The following is a 23,479-nucleotide window of genomic DNA, read 5'->3' as shown; positions in this document are numbered from 1 at the left end:
AGTTGTCGTGCCAACGGCAGCGCTGGGTAGCTATGTCGGGAGCGGATAAGCGCTGAAAGCATCTAAGCGCGAAACCGACCCAAAGATGAGACTTCCCACTCGAAAGAGGTAAGACCCCAGGAAGATGACCTGGTTGATCGGCCCGAGATGTACACGCCGTGAGGTGTTCAGTCGACGGGTACGAATCGGTCGAGGACTTGACCTTAATCATGCGCTCAAATACTTTTACTCCTGTTCAGTTTTGGGTATGAAAAGAAGTTTATTGCTTTAGAGAGCGATAGACTTCTTTTTTATATCATAGCTTCAACTTAACCAGTGCATCGATATCTTTAGACGGTCTCGATTTCGACGGTTTATGGCCCCTAACCACAGAAACACGTGACATTCAAAATTGATTTGGCATTAAATTTTCTCCGTTCAGTTGATTGAGAGCATTTTGAATATTACAAAGTGCAGATTTTAAGTTCTTGTTACCGGACCTCGCTCTCCCCCTCTTCTTTTTCTTGCCTCTCATGATTTCCCGGACAAATGCATGCCCAGGCTGCTAAATGATGCTCATTTTCGAAATGATTCATATCGGGTCCGATTTCCGCCAGAATGATCGTTACGTATCATGGACTAACTTTTTTCGGTAGTGGGTTAAGTCCTCAACTCTCGTATTTCCACGGATGGGACAAAACTGCTTTCGATCAGACCGCAACGAAGCAATTTGGCGAGTCCATTCCGCATCGTTAACGTCCGTTTTACGACCAGGAAGGCTTTTTACATGATGGGCATTTGCAAGGAGCAATGTGAAATCATAGGCTTCGAGGATATTCCATACCGGCTTCCAATAAACCCCTGTACTCTCCATCACCACATGCGTGCGTTCGTTGTCCATCAACCATTGTCCGAGTTCAATTAATTCTTCCGTTGTAGTTTCAAAGGTGCGAGTTTGTGGTTTGGGGGAGGGGTTTAATGGTCCCGCGAGTATACAGGCTACAACCGTTTCGTGATGAACTTCCAGTCCAGCACAACGCTCCAAAATGGAATCCATCGTGAAAAATCCCTTTCCCACCATGGTAGAACCAGAAAGATAATCCGAATCAAAGTACGAGACGTTCACGAAAAGCGCGGTCGCCGTCAGGCTTTGACAGATAAATAGGGTCGTGAAGACATTGACCTTCCGGTAGCATGCAAGCTACCGGTTTTTGTTTATAAAAAGATAGTCTAAATTGGTATAATTTATAATTTAAACAAATGATAAAGGAAATATACATGCTTTGCATATGGACTGATTGATGATTTGAAAGTCTAAACGTTTTATAATGTGAGAAGGGAAGGGCTATGCATTAGAAGTAAAATAGTAAAGATTATGGAAAAATAATTATTCAAAGGAGATGTTTTTCACTATGGCAATAAAGAGAGAAAAAAGGATTATAGTGGTCCTTGCCATGTTGTTTTCGTTAATGGTACAACTGTGGCCGGCTACGGTGATGCCGGCGCAGGCCCTTCCGTCGACGCCCATCATGCCCTCCGGTTCGGGAACAACAGACGACCCCTACCGGATCGCTTCCCCGGAAAACTTGTTGTGGTTATCCAGCGCAATTAACAACAATAGCGCATCAGAACCGTATGCATCCTATCGAACAGCCTGCTATAGGCAGACAGCAGATCTTGATATGTCCGGGATTACCACCTTTGAGCGCATTGGAAGTTCAACCTTAGGTGCGCAAAGCGCCTTTCGGGGAGTGTATGATGGCGGTAACCATACGATCAGCAATTTGACGCTAACGATTTCATCGGCAGTGACAGATCAAGGGTTTTTTGGTTATGTATTAGGCGGAAAAATAGAAAACCTGATCCTGAATGACTACATGTTCGATGAATCAACGGCTCTGGAATCCGCGGGGGCGGGCGGAATTGTAGCACAGGGAAAAAACGTAACAATAACCAACTGTCACATTATCGGCAATAGCGAAATCGTAAGCAATTCAATCGTTATCAACACATATATCGGCGGCATCATCGGTTATATGAACGGCGGGACCGTATCGAACTGTTCTAACTCCGCGAATATCCGAAAAACGCAAGTGTGCAACGCTGTTTTGGGCGGTATTGTTGGCACGTTGGATGACGGAACCGTTTCAAACTGTTTTAACATCGGCGATATTGATGCCGTTAACGCGTCGGTGACGTATTATGCAGGCGGCATCGTCGGCTCGGATTACTCGAACATCGTGAACTGCTATAATGTCGGCCAAATAAACGTCACCGGAGATTCCTCCAGTTTAATCGGTGGCGTCGAGGGCACGCCGTGGGGCACCCTTTCCGATGTGTACTACCTGAAGACCGATGTGAACGACCCCAACAGCGCCGCTGTCACAAAAGGCAAACTGGTGAGACAAGACACCTTTGGCAATTGGGACTTTACGAACACCTGGTCGATTGTCGATACGCGCACCCACGTATCTTACCCCTATCTAAAGTCGATGTTTTGGATTGACGCCGACTCAAAAGCGCCAGGATACGCGCCGAGGCCGGCTTTGACAGCCGGAACGGTGCAACGCGCCAGCTCAACCGATGCCACCGTAACGTTCACGTCAGACAAGGCGGGTCAATACTATACAGCCGTCGTTGCGAAAGGCGCCGCAGCGCCGGCGATTGATACATCCGGTTCCGGCACGGTCAATGACACAAGCGAAAACACGATCATGTTGACCGGACTGACGGCTGGCGCGAAAGATATGTACATCATCGACAAGGACGTAAAAGACATTGAGAGCGTCAAGCTGCAGATCCGGATCCCCGATCTGGCTCCGGCGCTTACTGTTGCTGTAGCTCCCGGTAACACGACAGGTTCGACGAGGGCGACGATCACGGAAAGCCCGACGGTGAAATTCGTCGCGACGCTCACCGATGCGGCAACACCTACGCCGGATGTGGGGGATGCGGCGCCGGCAAGCGGCGTCAACGTAACCGGCGACTATATCTCGGGAACCGAGATCACGACCGGGGTGGCTTCAGGAAAATACCTCCAGGTGTACGACGTGGACAGCAACGGCAATGTGGTTCGATTCTATCAGAAGCAACTCGCTGCGGAGGATATATCGACGGCGCCTGCCCCATTGTTGCCGAGTCAAGACTTAACCGGCATTGTTCTGAGCGGCTCCCCCAATAACTTTGCTTTTGTCGGAAACATCTATGTGTATAACGGCGTAACTGTCGCAAATAGTGTGTACAGCCTTACCGTCACACCGACGGGCGCAGGAACAATCACAGTCGATGGGGTCACTGTGCCGAGTGGGCAAACCTCCGGCGAGATCGCTCTGACGGCTGGGGAAGCGAAGACGATTGCCATTGTGGCGACAGAGGCAGGGAAAAGCCCGAAGACCTATACAATTTATGTAACCCGGGCGCCTGCCCCGCCGACGCCGCCGACCCCACCGACGCCAAGCGCCCCGGCGAATCCGACGGGATTGTCAGCAACAGCCGGCAACGGCCAGGTCGCGCTGGAATGGAACGGTGTAGGCGACGCAACCGGCTACAGGGTGTACGAAGCGACCAACGCAGGAGGATATACCGCTCCGGTAGCCACGGTAGGCGACGCGGTCTATGGCTATACCGCCACGGGGTTGCTCAACGGCACAACCTATTATTTTGTCGTTAGGGCCGGCAATAGCGCCGGTGAGAGCGGCAACTCTAATGAAGTGAGCGCAACGCCGTTTGCGCCTGCAAGCGGAGGCGGCGGCGGTCAAAATAACAGCGGTAGCGGCCACAGCAGCGACAACGCCGGTGCGAACCAGGCGTCTCCGACAGGCGCCACGCCGGATGGCACGAACAGGGACGTGAATGTGGATGTCAACGGAAAGGCTGAAAGCGCAGGCGTGGCGGTAGCCACAAAAGAGGGAGAAAAAACGGTTATCACCATCGTTGTCAATCAACAAAAAGTGGAACAAAAACTGGAGCAAGAAGGAAACAAGGCTGTAGTTCGCATCCCAGTCAATGCGTCAAGCGACGTCATCGTAGGTGAGTTAACCGGACAATTGATGAAGACCATGCAGTTGAAAGAAGCGCTCGTAGAGGTAAAGACCGAAAACGCAACCTATACGCTACCGGCGCAGCAGATCGACCTTGACGCCGTTTCGTCGCAACTGGGACAGGGTGTGCAACTGCCTGACATCAAAGTCAGCATCGAGGTAGCTAAAACAACGAACGCCATGGTTAAAGTAATCGATAGCGTAGCCGAAAAAGGAAAGTATACGATCGTTGCGCCGCCGATTGATTTTTCCGTTACCTGCGCCTACGGTGACAAAAAAGTGGATATCCATCAATTCAATGCTTTCGTAGAAAGAACCATCGCCTTGCCTGACGGTGTCGATCCCTCTAAAATTACGACGGGGATTATTGTCGAGCCGGACGGTTCGGTCCGGCATGTGCCGACTAAGGTAATTGTCATTAATGGAAGGTACTACGCCCAGATCAACAGTCTGACAAACAGCACCTACTCTGTCATCTGGCACCCGTTTGAATTCCGGGACACGGTCAACCATTGGGCCAAGGAAGCGGTCAATGATATGGGTTCCCGGCTCGTTATCCGTGGCGTGGGAGACGACCAATTTGCGCCAGACAGTGAAATCACCCGGGCAGAATTTGCCGCCATTATGGTCAACGCATTGGGGCTGAAACCCGGAGAGGGCGACAATCCCCACTTCACAGATGTCAGCGATGGGGCATGGTATCGTGATTATATCCAAACAGCCGCCGCCTATCGACTGATCACCGGCTATGGCAACGGTACATTCGGTCCCTTGGATACCATCACCCGTGAACAGGCGATGACGCTGGTAAACCGGGCCATGAACATAACCGGATTAAAAACGACCTTTGAGAACGGAACCATCGATTCATTGCTCAAAGAATTCCTCGACGTAAACGATTCGGCCGAGTATGCCCGTAACGGCATCGCAGCCTGTGTAAAGACAGGGATAATCACAGGAAGAGAAAGCCATTTGCTCGCCCCGAAGGATAACATCACAAGGGCGGAGGCAGCTACCATCGTTAGAAAACTGTTGCAAAAGTCAAATTTGATCTAAGTTCTCTAGAAAACTGCCAGCGGTCACGGTCGTTTCTCGCGGCCCTGCCGCTTGCGAGTTTCTCTTTTATCGGCGGTTTTGAATTATTTACTCAAGTTTCGCAGATTAAAAGTCCGTTAAACCCTTAACCAGTATGGAATTTCGCCAAAAAATTCTGGTGCTTGACATAGAAAAATACCTCCACGACTGGTAATGTAATTTACCGCAATTGACGGTGAGCTTTCATATTTAATTTGCTGTCAGTGATGGCTTCATCCGTAAAAATCTGTCGGTCAAAATTGGCCAATTGGAGATGGTGCAACACATAGGGTTCCACTTCCTCTTCGGTTAATGTCGGCACATGATAAAAGACCGTTATTCGCTGACCAATGCAGTCGAGCACCTGTAGTTGAAGCGTCTCCCGCAAGTTGGGTTGTCCAAGGAGGATAATGGCCAGCGGAGAATAAGAATCGACCTGGTAGTTGAGGGCGAAGCGCGGTTCGGATATCATGGAGACATCTAATTCAGGGGCTTCATCAATTACAATCACCGTTTTGACCCATTTTCGGCTCCATTCCATCAGGGCTTGGATGAGGAGGCGTTTGTTCTCCGCCATCCCCCGTTTCGGGGTGACATAGACGTGGTGCAAGACGAACTGTAAAACTCTTTAGGGGTTAATCCCGAATGAGCCAGATAAATAAAGCGGTACCGGGACACATCGAGCGTATACATGGCCGAGCGAAGGGCTGTCGACTTGCCGGAGCCTACATGTCCCGTAATCACGACCAAGGTCCCAGACTCGACCACATGGTTCAATCGGGCCAATAACTCCCGGTGACCCTGGGAGGCAAAAACTTGTCCGGTGGCAGATTCCGGGTAAATCAGAAAAATTTATTTTGTTGCAGCGGGACTGGGTGACCTCAGTCGCCGGCGCTTTAGCGCCGGTAACGACGTGGGAACCGTCCGTAGCGGAATCAAAATAAATTTATCCCCTCTGTGTAGTTTTGAGGGATATCGTAAAGCACCAATGATATACATGTCGTTGGTGCTTTGTTTTTGATCAGGCGATGTTACATGCTCACAGTTACATATTGGACAATAAGGTGATCTCTTTGTGTTACACTAGTGAAAAACCGGTCTCTTTGACTTAGCACGATGGGAGAAAACTAGGTATTCCAAACGATGAGTACGAAGATCTAATGTGAGAGAGGGAGCATAGACGGTGATTACTTATACAATCGATAACTCCTTATATCTGAATATAACTAACCGCTGTACTTGTGATTGTAACTTTTGCGTTCGAAATAGCCCGGCTGGTTTGGGTGAATACAACCTATGGCTAGAGCGGGAACCAACCGTGAAGGAAGTTCTCGATGACATCGAGAAAAGAGATCTCTCTCAATGCCGTGAAATCGTATTTTGTGGGTATGGCGAACCGATGATTCGCTTGTATGATCTTATCGAGATATCTAAGAAAATCAAAGGAAGATATAATCTCCCGATCCGAGTCAACACAAACGGTCATGGAAGCCTGATTTTTAACAGGGACATAACGCCCTTATTAGAAGGATGGATAAACACCATATCTATCAGTTTAAACGCAAAAAACGCGAAAGAGTACCAAGGGTTATGCAAACCCGTTTATGGGGAAAAAGCATTCCCCGCGGTTTTGGACTTTGCGGCCAAATGCAAAAAGTACATTCCCCGTGTTGTGTTATCCGTCGTCAATGTCATATCTGTAGAAGACATCGAAGCTTGCCGGGAGTTGGCACAGCAAATCGGCGTCGAATTTCGAGTTAGGCATTTTGGGGGTTAAACATGTCCAGGTCGGAAGCGATTGCACTAAATCTCCTTCTGCGGTATCTTTAATACCAGATTATCGAAAGCTAATTCTTATCTTGACATAGGGAAAGTGCTAGATCCAGTCACCCAACCAGAAATTAAAGGAGTCTTATGTATGCGTAAATTAATCACCACCATCACACTCACAGGGATACTGCTGGCCGGTTGTGGCACCGTTGATAAGCAAACGGCGATCAATCAAGCCAAAGATGTAGTGAATCAAGCCCAATCGGTGGCTGGGACTATGGCCGACACGGCTGCAAACGTCAGTCGGGACGAACTTGTTCGGTTGGTTACAGAAAAGTGGCAAGCCCAGTATGACCAGTGGAAAGCCGAGGGGGCTACGGTGATTCGTCCTGATGGAAGTATCGATTGGCAAGGAGTAAGCAACCTGAGTTTAGCTGAAAAGTCTCTCATTAGTGTGGGGCCTTATGAGTTTTTAGCTGTTTTACGGGCAGGGGGTGCTATAGAAATCGTTCGGGAAAACAAAAATACCAAAGAACGATCCCTAGTGACCCGAGTGAAGCTCGTTGTCGAACATGGTGAGGTATCAATCGGGCAATAGAAACCACTTTCTCCCCCGTTTTTCTGTCACAGTTAGGACAATAGATGCATTCTGCACATCGAATCGGAATAGATGATGTACCCTCGTGAGAGGGTGCGAAAACGAGAACTTTGGGATTGGATGGGTTTAGCTGATGCAAAAAGGCAGGCCCCATGTTGCGGTCCTGGCGATAGGCATTTTCACTGTTTTTGCCCTTGCGATAGGGTGGCTAAAGACGGCAAATCCCCAATTGGCCGGGCGAATGCTTGGGGGAATCATCGAACTTGGCTCAGGTTTATTGTCACAGTCCCGTCTTCCCTTTCAACCAAAAGTGGACGTTTCATTAGTGCTTTCAGGACAGGATCGAGATAGGGACGGGCTTGATGATTCTCTCGATATCGCGGCAGGTGCACGGAGTGAGGTAGACCGAAAACCTATTTATCAAAGCAACTACTACGTCGGTGGTTATCCACCGGATACAGAGGGCGTCTGCACCGATGTGGTCTGGCGGGCTTTTCGAGACGCCGGCTATGATCTAAAAGCTTTGGTCGATGAAGACATCCGAAAAAATCCCCGGGCTTATCCTCGTGTGGCTATGCGTCCCGATCCGAACATTGATTTTCGCCGTGTTCCTAACCTGGTTGTTTTCTTTAAGCGGTACGGGCAGATGTTGACGACCGATGTAGTTTCTGGTGATGCAGCCAATCTCGTTGAGTGGCAGCCGGGAGACATCGTCGTCTTCGGGCTCGGGACTTCTTTAGAGCATATTGGCGTTGTTTCCGATCGACGCCGAAGCGACGGGATTCCGCTGGTTATCCATAACAGTGGTCCGACACCTCGAGAAGAAAATGCCCTCGTCCTCTGGCCAGCAAAGATTGACTATCATTTTCGATATATCAAGAATAGTCCTCTGTTACCCTAAACGGGGTGAATGGGGGACTATACTTTTTGGTTCGAACGTTGCTTCCCAATTAATAGAAATCCCCCGCCGCCTCATTGGAGTCGTACGGGGGATTTTTTTACTTCCGTATCAAAAGGATTGATTTTTTCTTGACAGTTCCCCTTTTTCAATAATCCTTTCCCCAAATAACCAGGCGTAACGGAGTACATACACGGGCTGGTTGGGTTCAGCCGTTCCCAAAAAGCTGTACTTATCGAGCAAGTCGATCGAAAAGGGAGTAGGATTTTCGATCGAATCTCTTCGGACGCCCCAAGCTTGAATGAGGGCTAACCATGTTTCGCCGAGCCTTTGCAGCATAAACAGAGGGGACTGATTCCACTTGTTCGGTTCGCTGTCGAGTCCTTCTGATTGAACCAGTTGATTCCAGTAACGAGATAGGGGACTTGATTTTTCTTTATCGATCCGATAGGACCATTCGACGATCGCATTGCGAAGGAGTTCCTCTTCTCCTTGTACCCCCCGATATAACTGCTCGTAACAGTCGCGAAAATCGCTCAGACGTGCTTGGAATTCTTCTTGGGCGGACATGAGCGGATTTGTATCATCGGCCTCGTTAGCTTGGCAAACCGGTGTATCGAGTTCTTGCGATGGAGCGTCTCCCGGTTCTGCCACCACCGTTTCGTCAACGAAGGTTTTTTTAGTTGTCACCTTGTCCCACCATGATGTGAGAAGGGAGGGCTTTTTCTCACGGCCGCTTTTCATTGTCTTGTCCCCCCACCATCTACTTCCACCCAGGCCGCTGCATCATCGAAAGCACCGCAGACGATGGCTTCTCCGATCGGCAGAAGGCCAATGATATCCTTTTGTTCTTCTTTGAGGCTCATCGATGCGGTTACCGCTTCACAGTCGTCGCGGGAAACTAAGCGATGGACGATTTTTAAATTGGTATTTTTCATGACGTTCGGAATGAGATCGGACGGGACTTGGTCGACGACCATCACGCCTTGCCCATAACTGCGCATTTCCGTCAACATTTCACTAAAAAGAGAGGCTAAGGCCGACTGGGGATTTCCCGTATTATTGAAATCCATCTGTGGATTTCTCAGAATCCTGTGGGCTTCTTCAATGACCGCTAGATGACATAATTCACCTTCATTCGCTTTACTGCGATAGACCGAATCATGCTGATATTTCGCATTTCTGTATTCAAACAGGTTCGTTAACAATAAAGACATGACCAAAGCCCGATCTTTTTCATTGGCGAGTCGGCTCAAATTGATGACCACATTTCGGCCAAAGAGTTCGGTCGGGGGCGTCGATGCTGTGCAGCCGAAGAGGTCTTTTTTAAAGCCCCGCTGTAGTGCGTTAATCCGCGTCGTGATGGCTGCTTTCAACTGGTCTGTAAAATCGCTCGTATATCCTCGAGTGGCAAGCAAGCAAAGGGCAATCTCTCGGACTTCCTCGAGGGTGGGATATTCCTTTAAGCTGGGGCATACGCCGTGGTCGGGGCACCTTTCATCGGCTAAGGCGATCCGCATCGTTTCAAAAAGGGCTTCTTCAAAAATGTAAGGGAGAATTCCATCCATGGGCAGACTGGTGGAGAAGATCGTCGATAGTCGTTCGCAGCGACCGTAGTGATCGGCAGGCGCCCCTTTTTCCACGGCAGGGGCAAAAGGGTTGAGCCGTAGTTTTTTATAATGGCTGGCATCGACGAAGTTTCCGGGCATATAGATGAAAAATTGCTTTTCCGGAGGCAACGATTCATTCATTTCCTGTGCCCACTTGACATATTCCTCTTTCGCCGGTTCGAGAACGAACACGGGTGCCTCTGTCGATGAGACGACTTCGCGGAGGATCTGCTGGCAGGTAGTCGATTTCCCGCTACCGGTGATGCCGGTGACAAAGGCATGCCGTGTGAGTGAATGGATGTTGAAGGAATATTGGCTCGATAGGCGGATGCCTGTGTCCATAATCCGGCCGAGCTTCATGGTTGGTGCGTTTTTATCTTTGAGCATGGGCGGATTGGTGGCAAAACGCACGGCATTGCGGACGAAGCGGAGGCCCGGAACATCTTTGCGTGGAAGGCTGGAGGCGATGGACAGTTCTTCTGTATTCATCGGGGTGGAGGCCATGCCGAGGATGCGGCCGAGCGGATTTTCCCAGGAGGAGCTTTTGGGTCGATTTAATGTGCTCGACAGGGGAATATGGCTGAATGCTTTGGCATAGGTGGCCGCTCCAGTGCCGGGGGGGAGGATGTGCAACCGAATCGGTTCAATATAGGATTCATCGCCGGAGTAAATGGAGCGGAGCAGTCCGAGGATGGTTTGGGTAGTGGCGTAGTCATTGCCATGAACATGAACGCTCACATTCCAGAAACCGAGATTACGGCCTTGCTGCAACCGCTGGATATGTTTATCGACTAGTTCTTCCGTATATTTGGCCATCTTGTCGACCAGTTCGGTGCCCACCGATTGGGAGTTGATATCGACGTTGTAGCGGGCATAGCCTACGCTGGCATTGACATCGACGGGGATGAGATTTCCGGAGCCGATCGATGCGCCCACATTGACGCTTTCCCCTTTGGCTTGTCCTTGGCTGGTCGTGGACGTTCGCTTGACCCATTGATGGACAGAGGAACTAAAATCGCGATAGTTGGCGATGATCTCGGCAATTTCCGCGTCGTTTACCGGATCGGCGATAATGGCGACGGAGTAGTCCGTTTCGAAATCTTGTTCCCGCAGGCCGAAGGCAACTTTATCTAAGGTTTGAACAAAATCAGAATCATAGACATTTTTTCGTTTAGACGGAATCCCCGTAACGCAGCCTAAAACAGGGAAGCGGCCGAGCGGTCTTACGATCGTGCGATAGACATCTGCTTCGCTCATTTTTTTGATCTCACAACCGGCCAACTGGCTGGTAACGGCTTGGCAGAGCTGCTGGATCGCGTCTTCGGTGGATAGCTTACCCGTTAAGTTGCAGCTTCCTAAACAAAGGTAGGTTTTTCCCTGCAGACGAATCAGCAAAAAGACAAAGCGGCTTCCCCAGCAGTGGCAGGCACTGAGTACACTTTGCCATTGTGCTTGAATGGACGGATGGGGTGCGTCAGAAGGGGATGTAGGGATGCGGATGATTTGCATCCACGAAAATTGCCGGTTCTGCTCAAAGGCTGCTTCGTCGGGAAACTGTTCTGTTGACGAGAGTTCTTGCAAATAGGCCCGTTCAAGCACATAGTTGACGATGTTTTTCCATTGCGATTCTTCCGGAAGGATATGTAGTTCATAGTTTTTTTCAATCGGCCGGCTCAGCTTTTTGAACTCTTGACTGCTTTGCTTTGAAATTTTCACTATCGTTCACCGCCAATCTGCACATTAGGGTTTTAACTCGATTTTCCCACTGCCATGTTCGCCATAGCCTGACAGTTCATAATTCCAGTCGATGGATAGGTCTTCTTTGATCAGAATCGTATTGTCCATCCTATAGTCGGCGCTGATATCCGTCAACCATCGTGTACCTAATAACATGACGTCGACAACGAGGTTGGCGACAACCGATTGGTCTACGACGGCGAGGTAAGATTTTTTCACGGCTTCATCGAGGGTTTCGCCAACGGCTACTTCCACATTAAAGTGCAGGTTATCGTATTTGGGATGATTTTCGACGGTGAAATTGAGGGTTGCTGTCTTTTTCACGGGAAGGATGATATCGCTTGCCCGGTGATCGATGAGGCACTTCCAGCCAGAGCAGTTGGACACTCTGAATTTTTCATAATACTTTTCCTGGACCCGAATCCAAACGGAATGGGTGAGGCGGTGGCGAAAAGGTTTCGATTCCAATAAGGTGCAAAGGCCGCGAGCGACGGTTTCCTCTGGGATCTTCCACTGCATGATCCGGTTTGGCTCTCGTTTGATCTTCGGTAGTTCGATCGTTGTCGACGTGCCCGGGAGGGTTTTGCCATAAAGCAAATCGCGAACAAACCAACTCTTGCTATGACCACCGGTCAATACGACGAGATCGATCGCTTCGGCATTGGGGATCTGCTTGAGTTCCATGGCTTTTTGGACGGCGCCGTTGACGATGTGGCAAAAGCGGTTCATTCCATCGCCGCAGTATTTGGCATAGGTCGTGCGGTCAAGGCGCAAGGGAGGGAGTTTTTTGGCTAGCATTCCATGAAACGAACTGGGGAAGGTGGTGCAAGTTTTGTTGTCGGACAGTACCGAGTTGACGCTCTCTTCTTTCCAACTTCGAATGTTCAAAGGGTAGAGCAGATCTTGCAAGAGCTTGTCTACAGGTTCCTCCGACCATTCCGCGTAGGAGTTCAGCACTTCTTTGGCGTCGCTGACGAGGAAGTTTTTCAACAAATCCGTCAAGGCGTTGTCGATATCCCCACCGCCGAAGGTCCATTTTTTGGCTTCGGCGTCGTTCGATGGCGATGGGTAGTTTAACAGGACTTCGTTTCGCTTATCCTCGGCGCCTCCCGGTACAAATCGAATTAGGGAGACGTCCGTCGTGCCTGCCCCCATATCGACCACGAGCACAAAGACCGGTCTTCCATGGATGAGGATGCCTTTCGCTTCAAGCTGAGAGACTTGTTCATTCGAATGCAACAGGAGATATCGAAAGGCTGCATAAGGCTCTTCGGTACATTTATGATCGACGTTGACATTTTTGAACCCAGCCGCTGACACTGCCTCTTCCGTAAGGCGCCGGGCGAACTGAGGCCAACGGGTGGGGTAACTCACATAGGTTCGCTCTTCAATATCGGACGGTTTTACCTCTTTGGGAAGGGCATCGATCGGTTGCTGTTTATAACGATCGTAAAGATACTTCAAAAAAGTTACGGATGCTTCGAAGGCGGCTTTCCGCTTTTTCTCGTCTTCACTGGGGATGTCCATCTTAAAGCGGTTATATAAGGTCCCTTTGTCCCCCATACTTTTGTAGTAACTGATCCGGGAGGTCACCTTTTCGCCGAAGAGAGGTTCTCCGTTTCCTGAGACATAGATTAAGGACGGGATGGTAGAGGAGGTGCCTTCATTCAGGGTATGGATTTGTCCCCATTCTTTAGTTTCTGTATTGTACAATCGCCAGCATAGTACGGTGTTGTTGGTACCAAAATCGATGCCGATATAACGGATGTATTTGGCCACGTCGAATCCCCGCTTTCTTCAGTGACTGTATGAGGATAAGCATGCTGAGGCACAACTGTTGCGGCAGACGAGATAACAGCTTCCGCCACAGGAGCAACCAAAAGAAATCGAATGGGTTTCGTGGATCTGGGGAGTATGCTCTCCGGCGATCTCCTTGATGTTGGCCAACTCTTCTTTCGATAGGGATAAGGGCTCAAGGGCATCGGGTTTCACATCGGCTCCTTCATGGCCCAACTCTAAAGATTCTTTTAGGATATCGGACTTTTCTATCATCAACGATCCCTCTTTTACATTGTTTTTTTGTTCAGTAACTGATAGATGGTCTGAATCACGTAAGCGATCTCTTTATCCTCGGCGGACAAGCTTTGTTTTCTTGCCAATATTTTTGCTTGCAACTTACTATTGGCGAGGATTTGCAACATGTATAATTTGCATAAGGTTACTTCTCGCAGTGCCGGATTGGATGTGGAACGATAATTCATGCCATAACAGGTGGGGCAAATGTGTTCTAAGACACAGTTCTTGCATTTTGGATCGATGAAGGGTTCTTTGGCATGGAAGTTGAGTGACCGCAAGGCATAGATTTTCGATTTGGACAAAACTAACGGTGAAAAGAGATGGCAGGGGTATTCTTTGCCGTCCACATCAACGACGTCAAAAGCGACCCCGGCACCGCAGTACTTGTTCTCAAAACTCGATCGGGAAGTCAAGAGTGTTTTCAAGTCCACATCCAACAAGGAAACGCGAGGGACTTCGGGATGGTCTAGGTAGTAATCGATGAGTTTGGCCAACTGCCGGCTATATTCAGCGATACTTGCCTCACTCCAGGGAATCGTGCCGTTCGCTGGGTTAGCGTGAATATCGAAACCTTTTTCTTGCAGAAAAATAATTCCATCGGCAAGCCGATGGACGGTTTTTTCGGAAATGGTCATTTTAATCGGTTGTTGGGGCCAATTTTTTTGGAAAAAGTCGAGATCGATTTGTCTGGATGAATCAGAGCGGTTTACGTTTTGGGTCTCTTCGTCTCCATCGTAGCTGAGTCCGAGGACAAACCGTTCTCGGTGGGTATGAAACCAGTCTTTCATTTCCTCATTGAGCAGGGTTCCATTGGTCGTGGCAAAGAGGATATAGGGTTTTGGCCATGGTTGGCTCCACATCCAGAGGGCGATCTCTTTTATCTTATCAAAAGCACATAAGGGTTCAGCGCCTAAAAAATCAATCTCCACTTCTTGAAAGGAATTCCCCGATCTGTCCACAAAGCTGTCTGCAATCGCTTGTTTGGCCACGTCCAGGGGCATTTGTTTATCAGACTTGTTCGACACATAGCAATAGAGACAGTCGAGGTTGCACTGGTAGGTGATCACTAAGCCTCTTGTGCGACGGAGATGATTTGGATGTCCGCATTCTTTGTCCTGGAAATATAGATGCTCTTTTTTCAACCGGGGTGTCCTCCTTTGCAAAGAATTTTCCTATATTTCGAATGTTCGATCTAACTCGAAAATTTCCTGTTTTATCGACAAATTTTTACGATATATTTCTCTATATGCATACTATTGGATGAGATAAGGGTTACGATTACAGGGGGTCAGTTTTTGTTCAATAAATTTTGGGAAATACGAATTCTACTGATTGACATTGATTCTAAAATCAGTGTATGATCACTTTATAAAAAGAACTGGTTCAAGGTATTGTGATTAGAGGGATAGCATGGCAGAGCGGCCATTTTGTGAGTCGATGACTACGAAATGGCCGCTTTTCGCTTTAAAAAACGTCATTGTCATTACACGTAGTACATAGGTAGCTAAAGAGGAGGAGTGGTTCTTGTGATTATTAGCAGCCAAAAGCCGGTGATTCTGTCTTGTCGGGCTTGTCGTGGTCGTTTCGAGTTATCTGTAAATGGGAAGAGTTATAACGATACGATGCCGAACACGGAGCCGATCGATCTGATCTACATTGGCAGCACCCACTATGTCACGGATGAAACCCATGCCTTAGCCGAGATGATCTGTGTCTGCCCGAGGTGTAAAGCGAAAAATAAGTATGAAGTTTGGATGCCTAAGAACGTACGGTTTTCATGCGTGTCTGGTGAGGCGTAACGTACCCATATATTTGGTTAGCCGATCATGTTATAATAATGTAATAGTAAAACTCCCATTACCCGGCTCGGGCAGTGGGGGTTTTACTGTTTTAAATCTAAATAACAAAAAACCATGGCCCTCATGTGGCCATGGTTTTGTTGCAATCATCAATAAGCCGATAAGTTGTAAGCGATAACGCTTTTGCGTACAGGTACTTGTGCCGGTAGGGCACCGATGGCTACATAGATTTCCCGAAACATAGAGTCAAAAAACTGAGCAACCTCGTTTCTAGAAATTGCAGGCTCATAAAAAGCCATCGCCAGGGTTAAGTGGTCTTGATAGGTACTGGCTGCGATTAGAGATCCGGGAGTGCTCAGTGCCGGTCCGATCATGTACCCGTCAGTCACTTCTAAAGTACCAAAGTGAATTTTCCCGTCGCTGATCTTTCCGATATTCGAAAAAATCGGCGGGTATGATTTCGTCTCTACCGATCGATTCCATCCGGACATGAGCCAATCGTAATATTCCCCTAAACCGAGTCTACCATAGATTTCACTCAGCAGGACGCTTCGAATTCCTGGTGCAAGTCGTTTCAGTTCCTGCATCTTCGTCGATACTTTCATCAGGGTATCCGTAAAGGACTCTCCGGGGATTCGCTCGATCATTGGGGTGATGATACCGGAGAGATTACAAATCGCGTCGGCTTGCTTTGTCGGCAGGAACTGGCGGAGGTCAACGGTTACTTGCAGCGGTATCGGCTTTCTTGCCTCAGGATCTGCGGTAGAAAACAAGGCACGGTATAGCGCCGTCAGAAGAACATCGTTGATGGTAACCCCTTTTTGATGAGCATAGCTGCGTAGTTTTTGATAATGCAAGGGATCGAAATGGGTGGTGGCAAACTCGGGGGTTACGTTGTCATAAGAACGAAATGGAAACGATAGGATCGTCGATTGTGAACGGTCAGGTTGATGATCCCAGGCTTCTTTCACTTCAGAAATATTCAGATGGGGGAAAAGCTGACTTTGATCGCGATTTCCCACTTTTTTATGTTCGAGCTCGTACGTTGGGTCAATACATAGGCGGTTGTACAGAGAGGCAATGAGAGAGACACAGGCTTTAAGGCCTCCGGCATCACTACAAGCGTGGTCGATTTTGAAACAGAGGAGGTCCGAAGGGCCCGTACGCAGAATGCGGATCTGTAATTGTGGATCTCGATAAGAATCTACGGGTGCATTTACGAAGCGATGCAGTTCGGCTTCTGCCCGGCAGGTCTCGACGAGTGAGCAGAGTTCTATTGAATCTATATCATCATGTCGTTCCCAAAAAGAAAGGGGATTTTGTTCAATAAAGCGGCATCCCAGCACCGGCTCAGCTTCGATCGCCAAGGCCAAACATCTTCGCAGCAGGGTTACATCGATAAAGCCGTTTACCTTTAAGATACAGTGGATTTGGTGGTTACATCCGATATAACGGCTGATATAGTTAAACAAATCGGACGCGCTGGCAGGCATTCGAAGGGGCGCTTGGACATTTGGCATGGGTGAGGCCTCCCTTGCGTATGATCAGGTGAGTTCGCAGTATTGTGTCAATAATATTATATTGATTGTGCTTTCGGGTACAAAGAAGAGTAACCGCGATAGACAAGAATGTACTATTTTTTCATAGATTATTTACACGAGAAAACCCCCGTAGCCGCCAAGGAACATACGGGGGTTTTCTTTTTTAGAAAGGTACAGCTAGAAACGTAGAGCTAGAGGTGCCTTTTTCTTTTGTATGATTCGTCAAAGAAACTCAGCTAATCTGATAATGCAGACAAGAGTCTCGAATAAAGGCTGAGACATTCATTATTTGTGGAAATTTTTATATATTTGCATCGCATTTTTTCATGGTGTTCCAGAATAACATTATGACAGGGGATAAAAGGAGGTGATATATGTGCGAGGAACGATGAAGAGAGTCTTTCAAGTGTTCCTGCTGCTCGGCCTTTGTGCCATTTTCCTGGTTGGATGCGTCCAATCAGATGTTAATGTAAAGATTAATTCCGACGGAAGCGGCGATATTCGCTATACCGTGTTGGTAAATCAGGCATTATTGGGCACAGGGGAAAATGGTAACCCCATGGATGAGCTCAAGCAGAACGCGGAGAAAGCCGGGTACACTGTCGAAGCCGTTGAGAAAGACGGTCTCGTCGGATTAAATGCGGCCAAGCATGTGGCGAATGTTTCCGCAGAAGCTTCTGACGACATCTTGCTCGGCAAATTCGGTGAAGGATTCGTCAAACAAAAATCTTTCTTGAAGGATACATACAGCCTGAATTCTGTCATCGATTTGTCTGATATGAGCGTCACCGCTAACGAACGGCTGGCCCCGTCTTTCGAATCGGCACTGAAGCAAGCGAAGCTGACTCTGACGGTAGAACTCCCGAACGCTGCTGTAAAGCATAATGCTACGGCTGTGGACAAGGGAGGTAAGGTGTTGACCTGGGATCTCAAGCCTGGTCAACCCAACGAAATCAGCTTCACCACTGACCAATATAATCCGATTGACATGTCCTTGGTCTCCGCGGCCGCGTTGGTGATAGCCATCGGCTTGATCCGTCTGATTGTCTCCTCGACGGGTTCGAACGCTTCCAAGGAAGCAGCCGTATCCCAAGAGGAAGCCAAGAAAGAGGAAAACGGCCCGACTCAGGAGTAGTCATATTATATTTTTTTGCATGAAAGGCGATGAGGTCCACAGGATCTCTTCGCCTTTCGGTTATTTCCGACAAGGTTGAAGGCGAACTTATCCCTTCACCGGCCGTATAGATTTTGTCATTATCCTGCGATTGGCGGTAGATTGCCTTTAAGGTGATGAAAAATGTCTTTTCTCGAGAAATATCGAGTAAAGGAGCCTAAACCTCCTAATTGGTACGAGGAAGCCAAAAAAGCTCAAATGATACTGGGACCAGTCCTTCGAAAAGCAGAAAAGCAGCAGCGGTCCTGGGAAAATGATGGAATGATATCGGCGAGTGTTCTCTTTGGAGGCATCATTCTCGTTTTGTTGATTATCAAAGCACTTTTCTAAAAGAAAAGGCCCCCGTGTTGACCAAAGTCAATAGCGGAGGCCTTATTTTCGTTCCGGGCAGGGTCTGAAGAGCGATGGAGATCTGTGAACGCACTGCCAGAGGGGTTATTCGAGACCGTTTAACCGGCCAACATGGTTCCTTCCTTGACAAACTTGCCGTGCCAGGAAAGGGCCTTTTCAATGACATGCGGTGTATGGCCGCCCCGTTGGAGGGCTTCTTCGAAGTACTCCAGAAGTTGCGGGCGATAGGAGGGATGGGCGCAGTTTTCAATGATCCGCTTGGCTCGTTCCCGAGGGCTGAGACCGCGCAGGTCAGCAAGACCTTGTTCGGTTACAATGATATCTACGTCGTGTTCCGTGTGGTCCACATGAGAGACCATGGGAACGATGCTTGAAATCTTTCCGTTTTTGGCGTAAGACTTGGTGCAGAAGAAGGTGAGGCGAGCGTTCCGGGCGAAGTCGCCAGAACCGCCGATTCCGTTCATCATCTGTGTGCCCATGACATGGGTCGAGTTTACGTTGCCGTAGATGTCCACTTCCAGGGCCGTGTTGATCGCGATGAGGCCCAGTCGGCGGATGAGGCCGGGGTTATTGGAAAGTTCCTGCGGGCGCAGGACGAGCTTGTCCTTATACTTATCGAGGTTGGACATAACCTCTTCGTGTTTTTTCGGCGATAAGGTGAAGGAGCATCCCGAGGCGACTTTGATCTTGTCAGCATCGAGCAGTTCAAAGACGGAATCTTGCAGCACTTCCGAGTAAACTTCTAAGTCTTTAAAATCGGATGAAAGGAAACCGTGGAAGACGGCATTAGCTACGGAACCGACACCCGATTGCAGGGGAGCCAGATTGGGGCCGAGGCGTCCGGCAACCACTTCGTCTTTCAGGAAGTTGAGTAGGTGTTGAGCCATGATCTCCGTCTCTTCATCGGGCGGAACGATAGCCGAGTTCACGTCCGGTTGGTCGGTCACCACGATGCCGCGGATTTTGGCAGGATCGACGGCAATAGCTGTCGTGCCGACACGCTGACCGGCTTGGGTGAGGGGGATTGGTTGACGGCTGCCTTGATGGCCGGGATCGTAAATGTCGTGAACCCCTTCCAGCGCCAATGGCTGGGCGACGTTCAGTTCAACGATGATCTCTTTCGCCTGAGAGAGAAAGATATGGGAGTTGCCCACAGAAGTGCTGGGGACGATGTGCCCTTCTTCAGTGATGGCGACCGCTTCTACGATGGCGATATCCACCGGCGGGATAGCGCCCGAGCGGAGCAGTTCGGCCGTGTGGGACAAGTGTTGGTCCATGTAATTGACATTGCCTTCATTGATGCGTCCGCGCATCCGTTTTTCTGACTGGTAGGGGAGGCGCATGTTCACGATGTTGGCTTCGGCCAAGATGCCGTCGATTTCAGAGCTGATGGATGCACCTGTATAAACGTTGACTTTGAAGGGCTTTCCCTCGCGTTTTACTCGCTCTACCAGTACCTTGGGAATTACCTTCACGTCCCCGGCGGCCGTGAAACCAGAGAGACCAAGGGTCATGCCGTCTTGAATCCAGGAACAGGCTTCCTCGGCAGTAACGACGCGTTCCTGTAAAGCTGCATTGCGCAAACGTTGGGAAAGCATTCAAAAATCCTCCTGATGTTAAAATTAACACTCAGGAGGATATCACACAAAGTTTGCGCTTTTCAGCCATTTTCTAATAAGCGAGAAAAAACAATGTTAAACGAGAAAAAATATCAAAAACCCATTAAACGACGAAAGTGACTTGCGTAACGCTGGCTGACAGGGATTTGGATTTTCCGTTTTGATTTCATCACCAGAAGAAAGGTGGAATGGAAGTCTGGAAGGATTTCAGCTACCTTATCGATATTGATGATATAGGCTCGGTGACAGCGGACAAACTGGTTCCGTGGAAGCATCCACTCCAGTTCGAAAAGGGTGTGCTTGTTTGTGTACTGGTCATCGTCGGTAAAGATGCGTGTTTTTCCATGCTCAGAGTCGATATACATAATCTGTTCCAAAGGGATGGGAATCCACCGTTCGTCTCCTTTTCCAATAAGGAACTTATGCCGGGGAAGGCGGGAAATTTCATTCGCTAAAAAAGGTGGAATAATCGCCGTCAAACAGCAGTCCTCCATGCCCATTTCGGTCAAGGGAGTGCTGATGGCGAAATAGGGAACGCCGTAGAGATCTTCCTCCATATACATGGAGATAGGGCCGCCGGCATGGAGCGCTTGCATAGACACGCTGCCTTCTTTCACCGGATCGCCAGGCTTGATTTTTAGATCCAAGGTGGAGCTAGGCTGGTAATAGACAAATTGGGACTTGTCCGCAATGGCGATAGAAACCTCCCAGGGGAGGATTCGACTCAGTACTCTAATCAAACCTTGTATGCTTTCATCCGGTAAATCCACCGAGGCCGTCCCCTTTCCTTCGAATCGGCGGGCGAGCACATCCCGCCATTATGATGCAAATACCTGCGACAAGTAGTCTTTTAAATCAGTCCGGATGGGCATGAAGTAGATGTGACCCTTCGTTTCACGGGCAAAAGCCAGGGCTTTCCGAGCGAAGTCGCTGTTCCAAGCTAGAGTGGGTTCGAAATCAGCCGGGAAGACGACATGGTTTTTCGTCTCCCAATAAGAGACTGATTTTTCGGAAGTGACCGGCGAGACCCCCCAGAATACTTCCAGTCCACCAAACAGTTCCGCGAAGATTTCCATATATCGAAGGTCAAAAAAAGGTTGAGTAAAAAAGCCGTCTGCGCCGGCGTCGATCTTGCGGCGGATATAGTCGTATTCCTTGCGCAAGCTGTCTCGGTAAGGGTCAATGGCGGCGTATACTTTGATATGAGGGAGCTCTTTCTTGAATTTTCGGATCATATCGATGCTGGTCGTCGGGTAGACCTTTCGGGTCATGCTCTGGGGAGGATCGCCTGTCAAGACCAGCACTTCCGTTATCTCGTTCTGCTGCAGTGTCTCCATCATAGGCAGGGGGTCTTGGGTGCTTATGTCGATGGCCCGGAGATGGGGGATGGCCGTCGGATAGTAGCGTTTGACTACAGTGCAGGCGTCCCAGCTTCGGAGGTCGAAACGTAACAGATCGGGAACGTTAATCCCGTTCACTTCGGGAAACTCTTTTTTTATCAATTCCAGTTCGGAAATCAGAGCCTCTTCCGAACGAGGAACTAATTCAACGGCGATCCGAGTCATCGCTTCAACCTCCCAAATATTCTTAGCTATTACCTCAGTGTAGGCAATAATTGCAGTTTCAGCAAGTATGAAAAATGTAAAAAAAACGTCCCCTTATTTGGGGGCGTTTTTTAATTGATTCGGTAGACAAAAGTGGACTAGGCAAATCGGATATTTCCCGGTTCCATCGCTTCAATGGCAGCCAACGCCTCAATGCGCATCCCTGTGGCACGCAGTTGTTCAGCACCTCGTTGGAAGCGCTTTTCGATGACGATGCCGGCACCAGCCAGGCGGGCGCCGCTCTGTTTGACGATGTCTACAAGTCCTTTCAATGCCTCTCCGTGAGCGAGGAAGTCATCGATGATCAGCACCGTATCGTCCGGTTGGAGATAGCGTTTAGAGACAGTGATGTCCACAGACTCTTGGCGAGTGAAAGAGTAGATCTGGGAGCGGTAGACATCATTTTGGGTGCTCGCTTTTTTCTTTTTAGCAAAGACGACCGGAACGCCTAAAGTAAGTCCGACGGCAGAGGCTACCACGATGCCTGATGCTTCTACAGTGAGCACCCGCGTGATACCGGCATCGGTAAAGCGGGTTGCCAGTTCTTCACCCATGCGCATGATAAAAGCCGGATCAAGCTGGTGATTTAAAAAGGAATCCACTTTTAAAATATTGCTTCCAATTACTTCGCCATCGACGAGGATACGCTCTTTTAATTCCTGCATGACTTTCGACTCCCGCCTTGTTCAACAAAATTCAACAATAATCGACAAATTGATATGAATCAAAGTATATCATATGAACATCAAAGAATCTCTATCTTAGTACTGTGATGACCGACTATTTTCCGGTTGGCATATAGAAGGATGATCGCTTTGTAACCATGATTACCCCCAGGTAAAGTTTGAAAAAAGGAAACGCCGCTGCTCTGGAGAATAAAACTGAAAAAGACTACCTACAGGGGGTATAAAAATGAGTAGAAGAAATATTCGCTTTCGCGGGGTCATCCGTAGCGGGACAGCGATTGAAATTTTCGGCAATATGATCCCAAGTTTGCTCATGCTCAAGCGAGATCCTCGCGCATGGTGGCGGCGGTGGAAGGAAAAGGGACGTCAAAAACCGCTGCCGACCATAGAGGAACTGCTGCAACGCCCTGATGATATGGGACGTATCGGTTCGACCTATCTGTTTATTCACCGTTGGAAGGGTGATGAATTCGATTTAGATGCCTTTCAACGAAGCCAGGACTTTTTAGCTGACTTAGAGCGCCTGTTACAGGCTCAGAGACGATCCTTCCGAATTTTTACGCCCCTTTCTCCCAAAACGAATCTGCCTGAGTTGGCGGAGAAAGCTCGGTTAGGCAACTTATCCCCCTTTGGCTTGCTCGTTCACTGGCGCTTTGGTCCCCGGATTTTGATCACGGGAGCGGAAATCGAAGAGGAGCTTCCGGTTTTGTTAAAAGAACAATTAGGACAGGGCGGCTGTACGGACTGCGAACTTTGTTTGAAGGTTTGCCCCCAAGAGCCATTGCGTACAGGAGAGGTGGATCTCACGAAATGTGAGGGATGCAGCCGCTGTATCAAGTGTTGTCCCATAGGAAAGCAATAGTTTTTCAACATAAAATATAATTTTCTGTAGGAAATTCCAGGTTTTTGGCGAATAAAAGAAT

21 protein-coding genes and 1 rRNA gene are annotated in these 23,479 nt (G+C 48.8%); 8 read left to right on the top strand and 14 right to left on the bottom strand.

Annotation, left to right across the window (positions count from 1 at the left end; all coding sequences use genetic code 11):
* Positions 1-205, top strand: a 23S ribosomal RNA gene (locus H1S01_RS09285); the annotation flags it as partial.
* Between the two features lie 265 nt (positions 206-470).
* On the opposite strand, the gene H1S01_RS22515 is transcribed toward H1S01_RS09285, so the two are convergent.
* Together H1S01_RS22515 and H1S01_RS09275 are read right to left on the bottom strand one after the other, a co-directional pair.
* Complete coding sequence (locus H1S01_RS22515; RefSeq protein ID WP_423751921.1) at positions 471-596, bottom strand: transposase; 126 nt, start codon at positions 594-596, stop codon at positions 471-473.
* An 8-nt stretch (positions 597-604) separates the two neighbouring features.
* Entirely contained in the window at positions 605-1,036 is a 432-nt protein-coding gene (locus tag H1S01_RS09275) for an IS110 family transposase (protein WP_188039911.1), read from the bottom strand.
* A 355-nt stretch (positions 1,037-1,391) separates the two neighbouring features.
* Here H1S01_RS09275 and H1S01_RS09270 point away from each other — a divergent pair, with 355 nt between their 5' ends.
* Positions 1,392-5,075 carry an S-layer homology domain-containing protein gene (locus tag H1S01_RS09270; protein WP_188039909.1) on the top strand — a complete coding sequence of 1,228 codons (3,684 nt, stop codon included), beginning with the start codon at positions 1,392-1,394 and terminating at the stop codon, positions 5,073-5,075.
* 199 nt (positions 5,076-5,274) lie between these two features.
* On the opposite strand, the gene H1S01_RS21445 is transcribed toward H1S01_RS09270, so the two are convergent.
* Entirely contained in the window at positions 5,275-5,670 is a 396-nt protein-coding gene (locus tag H1S01_RS21445; protein ID WP_243237170.1) for a hypothetical protein, read from the bottom strand.
* The gene (locus tag H1S01_RS21440; protein ID WP_341479067.1) at positions 5,634-5,837 is read right to left on the bottom strand and encodes an AAA family ATPase; all 204 of its coding nucleotides are present in this window, start codon (positions 5,835-5,837) and stop codon (positions 5,634-5,636) included. Before H1S01_RS21440 ends, H1S01_RS21445 begins: the two co-directional genes overlap by 37 nt.
* 439 nt (positions 5,838-6,276) lie before the next feature.
* On the opposite strand from H1S01_RS21440, the gene H1S01_RS09260 reads away from it, so the two are divergent.
* The 3 genes from H1S01_RS09260 (at position 6,277) to H1S01_RS09250 (ending at position 8,362) form a co-directional block, all read left to right on the top strand.
* The gene (locus H1S01_RS09260; protein ID WP_188039907.1) at positions 6,277-6,870 is read left to right on the top strand and encodes a TatD family nuclease-associated radical SAM protein; all 594 of its coding nucleotides are present in this window, start codon (positions 6,277-6,279) and stop codon (positions 6,868-6,870) included.
* Between the two features lie 141 nt (positions 6,871-7,011).
* A complete protein-coding gene (locus tag H1S01_RS09255) occupies positions 7,012-7,461 on the top strand; it encodes a hypothetical protein (RefSeq protein ID WP_155475939.1) in 450 nt (149 codons plus the stop codon).
* 133 nt (positions 7,462-7,594) lie between these two features.
* The gene (locus tag H1S01_RS09250) at positions 7,595-8,362 is read left to right on the top strand and encodes a DUF1287 domain-containing protein (protein ID WP_243237169.1); all 768 of its coding nucleotides are present in this window, start codon (positions 7,595-7,597) and stop codon (positions 8,360-8,362) included.
* Between the two features lie 108 nt (positions 8,363-8,470).
* Here the strand turns inward: H1S01_RS09250 and H1S01_RS09245 are convergent, their stop codons facing one another.
* The 5 genes from H1S01_RS09245 to H1S01_RS09225 are packed head-to-tail and all read right to left on the bottom strand — an operon-like array spanning position 8,471 to position 14,924.
* Positions 8,471-9,049 (bottom strand): hypothetical protein, encoded by a 579-nt coding sequence (locus H1S01_RS09245; protein ID WP_188039905.1) that lies wholly within the window; start codon positions 9,047-9,049, stop codon positions 8,471-8,473.
* 50 nt (positions 9,050-9,099) lie between these two features.
* On the bottom strand, positions 9,100-11,685 hold the full coding sequence (locus H1S01_RS22305; protein WP_188039903.1) for a helicase HerA domain-containing protein: 2,586 nt from the start codon (positions 11,683-11,685) through the stop codon (positions 9,100-9,102).
* Positions 11,686-11,709: 24 nt separating this feature from the next.
* Positions 11,710-13,485 carry an Hsp70 family protein gene (locus tag H1S01_RS09235; RefSeq protein WP_188039901.1) on the bottom strand — a complete coding sequence of 592 codons (1,776 nt, stop codon included), beginning with the start codon at positions 13,483-13,485 and terminating at the stop codon, positions 11,710-11,712.
* 18 nt (positions 13,486-13,503) lie between these two features.
* Positions 13,504-13,758 (bottom strand): hypothetical protein, encoded by a 255-nt coding sequence (locus H1S01_RS09230; RefSeq protein WP_155475934.1) that lies wholly within the window; start codon positions 13,756-13,758, stop codon positions 13,504-13,506.
* A gap of 14 nt (positions 13,759-13,772) precedes the next feature.
* Positions 13,773-14,924: a radical SAM protein gene (locus H1S01_RS09225; RefSeq protein ID WP_188039899.1), complete on the bottom strand. Its 1,152-nt coding sequence runs from the start codon at positions 14,922-14,924 to the stop codon at positions 13,773-13,775.
* 384 nt (positions 14,925-15,308) lie between these two features.
* On the opposite strand from H1S01_RS09225, the gene H1S01_RS09220 reads away from it, so the two are divergent.
* Positions 15,309-15,581, top strand: a complete 273-nt coding sequence (locus H1S01_RS09220) for a hypothetical protein (RefSeq protein ID WP_188039897.1) — start codon at positions 15,309-15,311, stop codon at positions 15,579-15,581.
* A 149-nt stretch (positions 15,582-15,730) separates the two neighbouring features.
* Here H1S01_RS09220 and H1S01_RS09215 read toward each other — a convergent pair whose 3' ends face one another.
* Positions 15,731-17,101, bottom strand: a complete 1,371-nt coding sequence (locus H1S01_RS09215) for a condensation domain-containing protein (protein ID WP_188039895.1) — start codon at positions 17,099-17,101, stop codon at positions 15,731-15,733.
* A 397-nt stretch (positions 17,102-17,498) separates the two neighbouring features.
* Between H1S01_RS09215 and H1S01_RS09210 the strand changes: the two genes are divergently transcribed.
* On the top strand, positions 17,499-18,257 hold the full coding sequence (locus tag H1S01_RS09210; protein ID WP_188039894.1) for an LppM family (lipo)protein: 759 nt from the start codon (positions 17,499-17,501) through the stop codon (positions 18,255-18,257).
* Between the two features lie 488 nt (positions 18,258-18,745).
* Here H1S01_RS09210 and H1S01_RS09205 read toward each other — a convergent pair whose 3' ends face one another.
* The 4 genes from H1S01_RS09205 to H1S01_RS09190 form a co-directional block, all read right to left on the bottom strand.
* Positions 18,746-20,245: an acetyl-CoA hydrolase/transferase family protein gene (locus H1S01_RS09205; RefSeq protein ID WP_188039893.1), complete on the bottom strand. Its 1,500-nt coding sequence runs from the start codon at positions 20,243-20,245 to the stop codon at positions 18,746-18,748.
* A gap of 113 nt (positions 20,246-20,358) precedes the next feature.
* Entirely contained in the window at positions 20,359-21,036 is a 678-nt protein-coding gene (locus tag H1S01_RS09200; protein ID WP_188039892.1) for a LytTR family transcriptional regulator DNA-binding domain-containing protein, read from the bottom strand.
* A 48-nt stretch (positions 21,037-21,084) separates the two neighbouring features.
* The gene (locus H1S01_RS09195; RefSeq protein ID WP_188039891.1) at positions 21,085-21,831 is read right to left on the bottom strand and encodes a methylenetetrahydrofolate reductase; all 747 of its coding nucleotides are present in this window, start codon (positions 21,829-21,831) and stop codon (positions 21,085-21,087) included.
* Between the two features lie 137 nt (positions 21,832-21,968).
* Entirely contained in the window at positions 21,969-22,535 is a 567-nt protein-coding gene (locus H1S01_RS09190) for a xanthine phosphoribosyltransferase (protein WP_188039890.1), read from the bottom strand.
* Between the two features lie 247 nt (positions 22,536-22,782).
* Between H1S01_RS09190 and H1S01_RS09185 the strand changes: the two genes are divergently transcribed.
* Positions 22,783-23,418 (top strand): hypothetical protein, encoded by a 636-nt coding sequence (locus tag H1S01_RS09185; RefSeq protein WP_188039889.1) that lies wholly within the window; start codon positions 22,783-22,785, stop codon positions 23,416-23,418.
* Positions 23,419-23,479 lie beyond the last annotated feature (61 nt).

Source organism: Heliobacterium chlorum, from assembly GCF_014502795.1.
GTDB lineage: Bacteria > Bacillota > Desulfitobacteriia > Heliobacteriales > Heliobacteriaceae > Heliobacterium > Heliobacterium chlorum.
This window is presented reverse-complemented; position numbering and strand designations above follow the sequence as displayed.